The 12185-nt window shown below is 56.6% G+C and carries 10 protein-coding genes; 7 read left to right on the top strand and 3 right to left on the bottom strand.

Annotated features, from left to right (window positions below; genetic code table 11):
- The coding region (locus tag FXB38_RS43395; RefSeq protein WP_187435521.1) for a hypothetical protein at positions 1 to 289 on the top strand (289 nt) is incomplete at its 5' end.
- Positions 290 to 990: 701 nt separating this feature from the next.
- Here FXB38_RS43395 and FXB38_RS41560 read toward each other — a convergent pair.
- Entirely contained in the window at positions 991 to 1425 is a 435-nt protein-coding gene (locus tag FXB38_RS41560; RefSeq protein WP_148756647.1) for an NUDIX domain-containing protein, read from the bottom strand.
- 397 nt (positions 1426 to 1822) lie between these two features.
- Here FXB38_RS41560 and FXB38_RS41555 point away from each other — a divergent pair, with 397 nt between their 5' ends.
- Positions 1823 to 3250 (top strand): GumC family protein, encoded by a 1428-nt coding sequence (locus tag FXB38_RS41555; protein WP_148756646.1) that lies wholly within the window; start codon positions 1823 to 1825, stop codon positions 3248 to 3250.
- A gap of 61 nt (positions 3251 to 3311) precedes the next feature.
- On the opposite strand, the gene FXB38_RS41550 is transcribed toward FXB38_RS41555, so the two are convergent.
- Positions 3312 to 4649, bottom strand: coding sequence for a lipopolysaccharide biosynthesis protein (locus FXB38_RS41550; RefSeq protein WP_148756645.1), 1338 nt, complete (start codon positions 4647 to 4649; stop codon positions 3312 to 3314).
- 123 nt (positions 4650 to 4772) lie between these two features.
- Here FXB38_RS41550 and FXB38_RS41545 point away from each other — a divergent pair, with 123 nt between their 5' ends.
- From FXB38_RS41545 to FXB38_RS41530, 4 genes are all read left to right on the top strand, one after another.
- Complete coding sequence (locus FXB38_RS41545; RefSeq protein WP_187435520.1) at positions 4773 to 5990, top strand: glycosyltransferase; 1218 nt, start codon at positions 4773 to 4775, stop codon at positions 5988 to 5990.
- Positions 5983 to 7293 (top strand): O-antigen ligase family protein, encoded by a 1311-nt coding sequence (locus FXB38_RS41540; protein ID WP_148756643.1) that lies wholly within the window; start codon positions 5983 to 5985, stop codon positions 7291 to 7293. Before FXB38_RS41545 ends, FXB38_RS41540 begins: the two co-directional genes overlap by 8 nt.
- Before the next feature lie 252 nt (positions 7294 to 7545).
- Positions 7546 to 8685 (top strand): glycosyltransferase family 4 protein, encoded by a 1140-nt coding sequence (locus FXB38_RS41535; protein WP_148756642.1) that lies wholly within the window; start codon positions 7546 to 7548, stop codon positions 8683 to 8685.
- Positions 8682 to 9644 (top strand): NAD-dependent epimerase/dehydratase family protein, encoded by a 963-nt coding sequence (locus FXB38_RS41530; RefSeq protein ID WP_148756641.1) that lies wholly within the window; start codon positions 8682 to 8684, stop codon positions 9642 to 9644. The genes FXB38_RS41535 and FXB38_RS41530 overlap by 4 nt, the downstream gene beginning before the upstream one ends.
- A 16-nt stretch (positions 9645 to 9660) precedes the next feature.
- On the opposite strand, the gene FXB38_RS41525 is transcribed toward FXB38_RS41530, so the two are convergent.
- On the bottom strand, positions 9661 to 10749 hold the full coding sequence (locus tag FXB38_RS41525; protein ID WP_283812826.1) for a glycosyltransferase family 4 protein: 1089 nt from the start codon (positions 10747 to 10749) through the stop codon (positions 9661 to 9663).
- A 101-nt stretch (positions 10750 to 10850) separates the two neighbouring features.
- Between FXB38_RS41525 and FXB38_RS41520 the strand changes: the two genes are divergently transcribed.
- Positions 10851 to 11924, top strand: a complete 1074-nt coding sequence (locus FXB38_RS41520; protein ID WP_148756639.1) for a cellulase family glycosylhydrolase — start codon at positions 10851 to 10853, stop codon at positions 11922 to 11924.
- Positions 11925 to 12185 lie beyond the last annotated feature (261 nt).

The raw sequence follows: 12185 nt of genomic DNA, 5'->3' as shown, positions 1-12185 counted from the left end.
GCCAATCGACGGGTTCAACTTTGCTCATCTCTCGACGCCGCAAACGATTGCCGCTTCAGCGATTGTCCGGATTGGAATCGCCGGCGACGGGTTCGTGTTCGGCAAATCTGGGACGCCCGCCAGCCACCCCGAAATCGGATCCAACAACTTGCATGAATACCACGCTTCTACTGACGCGCTACATCAGTCCGGACTCGATTTTGATGCCAGCGCGCATCTTGCCGCCGAGCATGCACATTTCGTTGCGCTTCATGCATTCTCAGCGGATGGATATCTGTTACATGCCTAGAGGGGCTGTCACGCGATCGGTCTCCGCGCCTCGTCGCCGAGCGAATTTTTCCCGCGTTTTGGTCTTGCGGTGGTCATCCGGGGATCGAATTTGATCTGCAGACGCTGTGGCGCTAGCGCCCGCCTATCGACGCTGTCATGCCGACCTGGCTTTCGGAACTACTGCATCCGTGGCAGATGACCAGTTTTCTGGCGATCTTTGCCTCCTGGGCAGCCTCGATTTCGTCGTGGACCACCCACCACGCAGCTGAATAGGGGCGCAACTCAGCAAGGACCGCTTCTTGTTGCAGGTTGGAGTCTTGCTCCGGTTTGCTCGACTGTCTCGAAACTCGGTGCGATCGGGGCCGGTTAGGATTTTGCCCCAGACCGTCCCACGCGTATTGGCGCGGCGAGGGGGAGGAGCCGGCGGCCGGCCTGGCCGAACCTTGAGCCGATGTCCAAGTGGGCTGCGAAGCGCAGCTCCCGAGTGCGACGGACCAGAGCAGGAGAAGCAATGTGCGAATGGCCATGATCGCGTACCGAAACCTGCGCGGTGCGCATCACGAGATCCGCGTCCATGAGTTTCGCGCGATATGGTTAACAATTGATTAGAATCGTCTTCGCTTGCCGGTGGGGTACTCTTTGATGAAGCGAAGCAGTTCGCGTTCGTCGAGGGTTCGATGGCGAGCCTTGGCAAGGCGCTTAACCCGCTTAAACGCATCTTCACTTCAGACCGTTCAAGAAACCCCTCAGTCCGAACCGGGATGCAGGCGTCAAGTCCCCCTCGAGATGGGGGAGGGATTGCATCAGCTCATCGGGATCGATGATTGCGAGCGAACCTTCTGTCACGACGATTTCGTCTGCGGGAATCCCTGTCACCAGAAATACGTGGCCCCGGACGATGTCGCCTTTAACAACCTCGCCGCATCCGTCGAGGGTTGTCAGAAACCCGAACCTTTCGGGTGCAACCAGATACGTGATTTCTTCGTGCAATTCGCGAGCGATGCACGCCAGATATGTCTCGCCCGGCTCGCAGTGGCCTCCGAACAAGGAAAGCCTTCCGGGATAAACGATGTCGGGGATGTCGTCGCGGCGCTGGAACAGATAACGGCCGGCGGTGTCAAGGACAACTGCAAGTGCGATGTGACGATCCGGCATTACGTCGCGTACCTTCGAAATCTGACAGGTTAGGCATAACGGTCAGTCCCAAGCAGCGCGAGATGATTTGCCTGACGAAGATGTGTATGTCTCTTTGAATTGATCGCAGGTAACGGCTTTGGTAGCCATTCCCGCAAAAGCGGCCCTCTTACAAGCTGAATGTGTATCACCGCCGCCCGGGGCCTGGGCATTGATGAGTAAAGTCGCCCAGAATGGGGTGGTTTTGAGCTGTGCGGGGACATTATTCGATTTGAATTTGATAAACAAAACCAGTAAATTAACAGACAAAGTCGTGATGACCAAAACTCCCTCCAGAAACGCTGTAATTTGAGCATCAATCGACGTTGTTCCGACCGGTCCATAGCCTTATCCTTGGGACCGGCGGATAGGGGTTGCAATGACCAGTCTCGAACCACGACAGGATTATCGGGTAATTCTTCGACCACAAGTTGAGGACCACCGGGCGACCGAAAAGGACATCGAGCAATCCGATAGCCTGGAGCTATTCGTCCTTCGTGCGCTTCGTCGATATTGGTTAATCTCCGCGACAGTCTTCGTTCTAGGCATTCTCTCTGCACTGTTGCTGCATGCCTTGCTCGATACCAAATACGAGGCGACGGCGTCCCTCCTCATCGACAACGGTAAGCAAAGCGAAGCCAATCAGGGCTTTGATTCGGTCTTCGTAAACTCGCAGATTGAGTTGCTAAACAGCGAATTTGTCATCAGGTCGGCCATCCAGACTGTCGGCGACGGCAAGTTGTACCCGAAGAGACCGGACAGTGAGTTCTCGCAGCTCCTAGCCTATCTGGGCGTGGCTCAGAAAAAGATGAATAACGAGGACCGCGCATACAAGTCGGCGGCTCGTGCACTGAAGGTGCAGCTCGAACCGCGGACAAGCATGATTCGGGTTTCTTTTCGGCATGAGGATCCACGCCTCGCCGCATCTTTTGTGAATGCACTCACAGACAGCTATTTAGGCAAGTACAGAGCTCTCTACACCCAGGCTGGGGCGGCTGATTTCCTCCGTGGAGAGGTGGACCAACTACAGCGCAAAGTAGCCACAGCGGCCGGGGTCTTGGGGGCCTTTATGACCACAAATCGCACTTACGCGATCGATGAGCAGAAAAAACTGTTGCTTACCCGCCAGAGTGACCTCGCCAAGTCGGTGGCAACGGTGCGAACGGAACTGGCGCAGAGGCAGGAGGAACTGAGGGTTGTCGAGGAGCAGATCAGCCAATTGCGGCCAAACGCCGCTCGCGCTTCCCAGGCTCGCGATCCGTCAAAGCCGGCGCCAGAAGCGGCTGTCCCCTTACCCTACAATAGAAATCTTTTTGGGGACGATCCTCCGTTGCTGCTAGTGAAGCTTTATCAAGAATCCACGCAGCAGTTTTTGACGCTGAAGATGACGATCGCAGGGCTGCGCGCCGCAGAGTCGGCTCACACGACCGAGCTGGACAACGTGGCAAAGGATCTTGTGACGCTGGCCAACCTTGAGGCTGAAACCAATCGCCTCAAGAGGCAGCTCAGCTCGGCAGAGCAAGAGCTCGCGGAAATCACATCTCGCGCAGGTGAAAAGCGGATCGCCGCCGCAATGACGGAGAACAATCTTTCGGCCATCAAGATCGCGCAGTCTGCGTCCGTCCCTTTTGAAACCGCAGGGCGCAGTGTCTGGCTGTTTCTGGCAATTGGTTCTTTTTTGTCCGCTCTGGCTGGGGTTGGAGCGGCTTGCGCGTTGCAGCTGATCTCAGCCTATCGAAATCCGCCGACATACGTCGCTGCAAGCTTCCTGCGTACGGTCCGTTTCTATATGTTCTTTCCGAGCTAGGCGGAGAACATCTCCGACGACAAACGGTTCGAGAAGTTTCGGTTTGTCTGGTTAGATTAATTCAGTGTGCGGGCTTGTCGCCCAGAACCGCGATGGATTGCCTAATGGTTTGCGGACTGAGCCAGCCCATGGATCTAATCTCGGGGACATGGATCGATAACCCGCGCCAGGACAGGAGTAAGAGCACGAACTCGGCCAGGACGGTCGCATAGGCGGCGCCCAACGCGCCAAGGGCTGGCACGAAAATGCAGGACGCGGCGATCGCCGTGAAGGCTCCGAGACCAAGGTATATGACTCGCGGTATCGTCTGCGGTCCGGTCACGAGCAACGAACTGTAAGCGCTTTGCAGGAACCTTGTCGGAATTCCAATGCTCATCACCAGCAGAAGGTCGACAGACGGAACGTATCTCGATCCAAACATCCAGGGGATCAGCCTGCTAGCGGTGGCCACGAGGATGGCCATTGCGAGGATGCCAACCGAGGCCATCAGCGCGGCTGACACATAGAATGCGGCCGCGAATTTTTCGCGGTCATGGTGGCCCCAGTGAAAGATCCTTTCAGCGATGAACTTAGAGTAGAAGACGGAGGGAAACATCATCGCCGCAGAGACAATGAGAAATGCGATGTTGTATTGAGCAGTCTCGGTCCCACCCCGAATGTACTCCAGAATCACAATCGGCCCCTGGAAGAATATGAGATAGATAGCGCCGAACAACAGAAAGGGGCCAGCCGAGCGGGCTGTCTCCAGCACCGAGGGATGGGGGTGCCGATAGCTCTTCAGAAGTCGACCCCATGATCGCGACGGAACCGCAACCAGACTCCAAATGACGGCGATCGCTCCCATCATTCCAAATCCCACGAGCACTGCCCGCAGGCTTGAAATGGTGAATGCTTTGAGGCAGAGGGCGATCACTGCGCGCCCAAGCTGGGTGACGATCTGCCAAAAGGCGACCTGACCGGCGCTCCGCTCGATCTGATAGCGAAGCGACGACAGTTCTACAGCCAATTGTCCCAACAGGATCGGAACGGAGGCCGCCAGCAACAGCAATCGTTCGGAAGCGGGAAATTTTGCGACCGTCAGCGCGTACGCCACGAGGCCGACGATACCAAGGCCGGTGAGAAGTGCCACGAGTTGCGCGGCAGGAAAGTACCAGCGAATAGCTTCTTCCCTCTCCCTCCCAACCACTTGCAGTAGAAACCAGTTCATTCCCCCCATGCCGATCAATGCTAAAAGGTTTATGATAGACGACAGGGCGGCAATCGTACCGAGCGCCTCCAGATCCATAGATCGAGCCAATGTCAGTTGCGCAATAAAGTTGAATAAGGCTGCAAGGAATGTCCCGGAATACAACAGCGTTAGCGCGCCTATCGCCCGCTTGATGAATGCGTTGTGGATCATCCCACCTGTCCTTTTCGTGCCACCGCTTATCGCTGGCACGCAATCCGTTATCAAATCTATAGGGCGAATGCCCAGCGTATTGCGATCAGAGGTTGATCCATGACGAGGCGCTCGATACTCTTCGTGACTGACGAACTCTTCCTTCCCTTGCCGTCCAAGAATGCGTCCGGTTGGCTGTATTACACCATAGTCGAGACCTATAAAAAACGAGGCTGGAAGATCTATTGCGTGTCGTTCTTCCGGGACTCACGGCTGGCAGCCTCGAGCGAAGTGAACGCGGCCTACCGAGAGCTCTTTTCGGATTTTCTCTTGTTGGCTGGCTGGAATCGCGGGGGGCATCCGCTCGGTGCGATCGGTCAGGTCTGGAGAGAGGTGCAGCGGGCGCTGACGGGCAATGTTCTGTCGTCCCACCCTTTTCTGCTTACCAACACCGTCGGAAACTCGCGAAGGATCGCCAAGAGGTTGAACGAGTGGCAGGTCGACGTGATTTATCTCGCCAAGCCGCAATCGGTTCAATTGCTCGGTCGGGTCCTACCTCAATTGTCCAATAGCCGAAAGCCGCTCGTGGTGATGAGTGCTCACGATGATTTTGTCAACCGAGCGATTGCCTACCGTGAGACGTATCAGAGATTGTTTGATGCGCTGAATTTGCCGGAGATCCTGCGCGATCATGCAAATCCCTGGATAAGGCATTATCTCGAGCGAATCGACGTTGCGCGTTCGCGGCAGGCTGAAGCGAAAATATTCGACGCTTGCCATTTGGTGCGCGTGGAGTCTGCTGATGAATTCGCCAACTACTCGGCCATAAACCAATCGACGGCGAAGCTCTCTCATAAGCCATTCTCCTACGTCGCGCCCGTTCAACAAGCCCACGAGACAGCGGCTCAAGCGTTCGATGCCGGCTTCATTGGCTCGAATGACGTGATGAATCTCGACGCAGTCTTGTACTTGCGGGACGTGATACTGCCGATCATCCGGAAGGCGGCGCCGGAGTTTCGCATGCTGGTTGCCGGGGGCATCTCGAGCAAGGTAGGGCCGCTCATCGAGGGGGTCGCCAATATCACTGTATGGAACCGTCTGGACAACGTATCGAAATTCTACAGCGCCATTCGTGTTGCCGCGGTGCCGCTTCGCGCCGGCACCGGCGTCAGCATCAAGGTGCTGGAGGCGTTATCGTTCGGAAAGAGGATCGTCAGCACTCCCGTCGGTGTGCGTGGACTGCCGAACAAGCTACTCGCCGATGCGATCGTGACCAGTGACCCCAACGAGTTTGCGCATGCTTTGTTGAGGGAGCGAACCCGGCCTGGCACGGCGCACGGCGAGCTTGCCGTCGATGGTTGAGTTCGAGACGACGAGACCGCACTCACTCATGGCGAACGCTCGGCTGAGCGAGGTGCTGTTTGCTTCAACTTTGGTTTGCTATCTCCTGATTGCTGCGGATATCGTGCCCGGCGTGACCGGTCTTCAGGCTGAGTATGAGCCCGGCTATCTCGATGTTGTGAACATTGACACGGCTGGGGATATCATCCGGCAGGCGCTACTCGCCCCGTTCTTTCTCGGTTCAGTCTATCTGCTGGCACGCGCGAGGCCAAAGGAGAATCTGCGACGGTTGGGATGGCCGGCCGCAGTTGTGATCGCAATCTGCTTCCTGTCCGCCGCCTGGTCGTCAGATCCCATGGCGACCCTCAGAAAGGCGCTTGGGTTGCTCGGGAGTTTCTCGGTGGGAACGTATGTCGCCAGTCGGTTGAGTTCGTACCGTTTTGCCAAGCTGGTGCAGATCGCAGTGATCGTTGCCCTGGCGGGTTCGTTCATGTGGCTGCTCATCGCCCCGGACAAGGCTCTAGACACCAACGGTCAACTTCGCGGGCTCTTCAATCACAAGAATATCCTGGGCCAATTTGCCGGCATTGGCTATCTCGCATTTCTTTCGTTCGCCGTGAGGCAAACGGGTCGTCGCCGGCTTGTGCAGCTCGGCGGTGCCGGGGTGTGCATTCTATCTTTGCTTCTGGCGAGCTCCGCAACGCCGCTGATCGCCATTGGATTCGTGACCGCTTGGGTCTACGCGAGATCCCGATTGGGATTACGGCCGCGGGAATTGGTCGTGCTCACCGTCGTGATCTGCGTTGGCGGCGTTCTGTTTCTGGTCGCGGCGCCCGATGCCTTTACGTCTATCATCGGTAGGGACGTGACCCTATCCGGACGAACCAACATCTGGCAGTTTGCGCTTGAGATGGCGACGGAGAAGCCGCTGCTGGGATATGGCTATGGCATATTCTGGCTGGGGCCAAATTCCCCCGGATCACTATTCTGGGACAAAACCCTACAGTTTGAATTGAGCGCCCATAACGGCTACTTGCAGTGTCTTCTCGATCTCGGGATGGTGGGGCTCTCGGCTACCCTCGTTGCAGTGTTGAAGCCCCTTCTCGGCGCGCAAACATCATCTGGGGACAAGCGGCCTTACATCGATCGCCCCGAAAATTTCTCGGAGTGGTTTTTAATTTTCTTTCTGATTCTCAACGTGGCAGAGATCCGCTTCTTCGATCCAACCTCAGTCGTGACGTTCGTGTTTGCCTATATCTCAGCGCACCAGAGAGGGCCGATTGGGGGACGGCGTGTCCAGGGAGGGGCCTCGTTGACCGATTAAGAACTTCGCACTCCCTTTTGGAATTGCGCCAAAGAATCACGCTAATTCGTTCATCCCTGCGCGGTCTAGTCGCTCCCTGTAGCAGATTGTGAAATAGCCCAGTTTTTTAGCGTTCACTGGCTCACCATTCTATGATAGAAAAACAATCATAAGTTGGCCGATTATGTCCTATCCTTGACCCTAAATGGGTTGTTGCGCGTTTGGAACTAGTTTTTTCGTTGTCGGTTATCGAGTATTGAAAGGCGGTGCCGCTTGCGCATTGGAGTATTTATTGAATTGTTCGCTCCCAGCGTGGGTGGACAGGAATTATTCTTTGAAGGACTTTCCCGACAACTCGCCAAGAATGGGCACACGATCGATGTCCATTGCATCGGCCATACGTCCGATTTGGCGGCCGTCGAGAACATGGAAGGGATAACGATTTTTCGGCATCCGATGGATATATTTTACAAGTCCCCGCGCTTCAGAATGATGAAGCGGGCTTGGCCGACGATCATCAAATATGCGCTGCACGTTCGTCGAGTTGCCAGGGAATCGAACTACGATGTGCTCTTATTGAATCAGTGGCCGCTTTTGCATGCGATCACGATCCCAAAATCGCAGCGCGCCAAGGCCGTGATGCATTGGTGCGAAATTCGTACCGGGCTGTTCCACCGAACCATTCAAGCCCTCTTGCCGCGGTTCGTAGCCAGAAACGTGGCGGTGAGTGACGCCGTCGGCCAAGCGATCCAGCAATTCAGCGTTGGTCCGGTGCATACGCTCCCCAGCGGAATTGACATCGAGCTTTATCGCTCGCTTCCTCGGAGTAAGCGCTCGGGAATCTGCTATCTCGGCAGGATGGCGCCCCACAAGAACGTTCCATTTCTGATCGACGCCTTTGAGTTGCTGAAGGATCAGGGCTACGCCGGTTCGCTTACCTTGGCGGGCGATGGGCCCGCTTTTGACGTAATCAGGGAGCGGGCCAGAATTTCCCGATACGCGTCCGACATCGTCCTGCCTGGCCTGATCTCGGACCGCGACAAGATCGAACTCTTATCGAAATCCGAAGCTCTTGTCATCGCGAGTCTGCGGGAAGGCTTTCCGAGAGTTGTCGCCGAGGCGATGGCCAGCGGCCTTCCAGTCGTTACATGCGAGTATGAGATGAACGGCACAAAGGACGTCGTGCGCTCTTATGATTGCGGGGTAGTGACGCTTTCGGCTCCGGACCATTTTGCTCAAGGCGTGCGTGACGTGATCGCAGGCTGGGACCACTACTCGGGGACAGGCCGTTCGGGGGCAAAGGCGCTCGACTGGACTTTGATAGCGGACACGTTTGAGCAATTGGTTGCTCCGGCCCTCGACGATCGACCTCTGTCCCTTTCCGGCCGTCTCAGGGAAGCCAGCGCCGTATGAAGCGGAGAATTGTGGTTGCGGGCGGTGCCGGCTTCGTCGGACGCCAGCTAGTTCGACAGTTGCGGAATCGGCACGACGTTTGCGTCGTAGATGCGCTGAAGTTCGGGAATCGCTTCAGCGAGAGTGAGAGTGCCAATATTGTCCTGGAGAAGGTCGATATTCGGGATTGGCGCTCGGTCTCGGATGTCATGGAACGATTTCGTCCCGAAGTTCTCATCAATCTCGCTGCAATTCACTTCATCCCTGAGTGTGAACGCGACCCCGTGCATGCCGAGGAGGTCAATGTCCTCGGAACGATGAACCTCTTGCGCGCATGTCCGGCCGGCGCGCGCTTTGTTTTCGCCAGCAGCGGCGCGGTCTATCAACCGGACAATGCGCCTCACGATGAGGCCAGCTCGGCAGTTGATCCAGCCGACGTCTACGGCATGACGAAATTGCACGCTGAGCACTATGTGCGATACTTCGCCAAGCAGAGAGGGCTCCAAGGAGCCATTGTCAGGCTTTTCAACGTGGTTGGGCCGGGGGAAACCAGCCCGCATATTTTGCCCGAAATCGTCTACCAGCTGAAGGCGGGGAAGACCAGGATCAGGCTCGGGAATGTCTGGCCCCAACGCGACTACATCCACGTCGACGACGCGGCGGAGGGGTTCGGACAGGTTGCGCTGTATGGCAACATTCCCGCAGGCGAAACGAAACTGGTCAATTTGGGCACCGGCAAGCAATATTCGGTGTCGATGATCCTTGATGAACTTCGGTCGCTCACGGCGCTTCCAATTGAAGTCGAGCATGATGCAACGCGCGCCCGGGTGATTGACCGGCCATTTCTGCAAGCGAGCATCGCCAGGATTCAAGCCGATTTCGGCTGGTCCCCAAGGCTGAACATCACGACGGCGCTAGCGGATCTTTGGAAAAATCCAGATCTCGCGCCCAATCTCGTTGAACAGTTGCGCAATCGCTGAATGCAGATTGCCAGTTTCAGCGCGGGCGACGGAGGCGACTTTCCGAAATGGCATTCTCGTAGATGCGCAGGTGCGCCGTGACCTGGCTTTCGATCGTGAATGCTGTTGACGCAAACGACGCTGCCCTCGCAGCGAGCGATTGCGCCAGTTGAGGGGAGTCAAGGAGCGACGAGATATGTTCTGCAAATTCTGCAGGGACCAGCGGGTCGGCAAGCAGGCCCGTCTCGCCGTGGTGTATAAGTTCCTGGTTGCCAGCGATTCTTGATGCGACGACCGGCACCCCCATTTTCATCGCCTCGACCACCGAAACCGGAACGCCCTCCCAGAGCGAGGGTAGTACGAAGATACGCGCCCTAGACATCAACTCGAGCGCATCGGTTCGAGACCTCGTACCGGCCATGGTAATCTGGGATTCGACCCCAAGGCTCTTACAACTTTCGCGCACAGATGCCTCCAGCTCACCACCGCCGACGATTAGCATCGTCGCGTGTGGCCTCTTCATTGCCGCTAGAATCGCCGGCAGCGCGAGCGGATTCTTCTGGGGATGCAGGCGTCCCACAAAGACGATGTCGAATTCGGGTTGCGGGGAGATTGTGCATCCCGGCGGCAGTTCAACGCCGTTATAGACCTGGCTCCACCGCTGGGGATCGTCCACCAGTCCTTCCTTATGAGCGAAAGCCTCGTCCGCCTTTCCGACAAGGATAATCCGGTCCGCGCGGCTGATACACAGCTTCTCCATCAGCTTGAAGAACTGTCGGCTGCCGGTACCCTTTCGGTCAAAGTGGAAGCCATGAATCGTGTAGGCGAGGGCTGGACGCTTGCTCCGAGGCAGAAGAGATACGGGTAGTGCCGACCTTGCGCCATGGGCGTGAATGACATCCGGCGCTTCCTGCTCGAGGAACTTCGATATCTCCCGCGATATCCTGATGACGTTTTTCCGGCGGCTGAAATCGAGGCCAAACGTCGTCCACCCCTTTGCGTTGGCGCGGTCGAAAAAGTAACTTCCGGTCTGCGTTATGACGGCGGTTTCAACGCCCCTTGCTGCCATCCCGGCGCACAATGTTTCTACGACGACTGGACCTCCTCCGGGATTTCCGTCGGCCATAATATGAACTACGCGCATTCGTCCAGACCAGTGTCGGTCGCTCATCGAGTTCGGCGAAATTCGATCGAATATATGATACACATAGAACAACGGGATGCTCGATGGAAGCGACGATGAATGACAGGAACGGCAGGCAAGTCCTGGGATTGGCGAAGCGGGTGGCGAGGTTCGTCGTTTTGCTCGTGGTGCTTGGCTTCCCATCGGTCTGCCGGTGCGGTCCTCTGCAGAAGGGTATCAACGCCGGCGATCTTCTCTTTATGCCACCTTTGGAGCTCCGATCCCGGTTTGCAGAGTTCAGGGATGTTGGCGTCAAATGGCTGAGAGTGGAGTTCGACTGGAATCGCATCCAGCCGGATAGCCAGGATACGTACAACATCCAGCAGCATGACCGGATTATCGCTCTGGCCCGCGAGTTCAATATTTCCGTTCTGGGCCTGATCTATTTCTGTCCCGCATGGGCGAACGGCGGACACAAGCCGCCGGCATATCCTCCGGCCGATCCCAGTGCGTTCGGCCGGTTCGCTGCATACTTGGCGACAAGGTACGCATCTGCCGGTGTTCGCCATTGGGAGATATGGAATGAGCCGAATCTTGGCGGCAGCTGGGCGCCGGCTCCGTCACCCCCGCAGTATGTTGCGCTGCTTAAGGCTGCCTACGAAGCCATCAAGAACGTCGACGGCGGCGCCACCGTCGTATCAGGCGGCCTGGCGCAGCCAAATAACACCGGCACAACCATGCGCGCCGCAGAATTCCTGGATGCGTTATACAGGAACGGGGCGCGACATTTCTTCGATGCGGTCGGCAATCATCCATACACGTCTCCGAGTCCTCCGGATCGGACGGACGGAAATTCTTGGCAGCAAATGGAAGGCCCGGATGGCTTGCGAGGGATCATGGCCGGGTACCACGATCAGGACAAGGCCATCTGGGTGACCGAATACGGCGCTCCGACGGACGGAGAAGCAAATACGGTTATTTCCGAGACGGCTCAGGTCCAACTTCTTAGATCAGCTTTCGAACTCGCGTCGCAACGGCCAAATCTCGGACCAATTTTCTGGTACAATTTCAGAGATTGGTGCCCGAAGGGCAAGACTGATCCCGATTGCTACTATGGACTCCTGAGATTCGACAATTCTCGAAAGCCCTCATATGCAGCATTCATGGACTTGCACTAACGGCCCGAAATCACAAATTGTTCGGTCGTGCAGCACACCTGCCGCCGAACCCGCAGCGCCGGCGGCACCTGCCGATGAGCGCGCCAAACAATAGCGACCCTGCGGTTTGCGCAAGCATTGGTCGTCTCGTCGAGACTCTTGATCTTCGATACCGGAGCCCTGCCGAGCGTTGTATTTAGACGTTCATTAACGATCCGGCGCTACGGTTTTTGGGTTGCACTTCCGACGTGATTATCGATGCGCATTGCCTCATCCAGAATG

The sequence above is a fragment of the Bradyrhizobium cytisi genome (assembly GCF_008123515.1).
Classification (GTDB): Bacteria; Pseudomonadota; Alphaproteobacteria; order Rhizobiales; family Xanthobacteraceae; genus Bradyrhizobium; species Bradyrhizobium cytisi.
The sequence above is the reverse complement of the archived record's forward strand: the minus strand, read 5'-3'. Positions and strand labels throughout refer to the sequence as shown.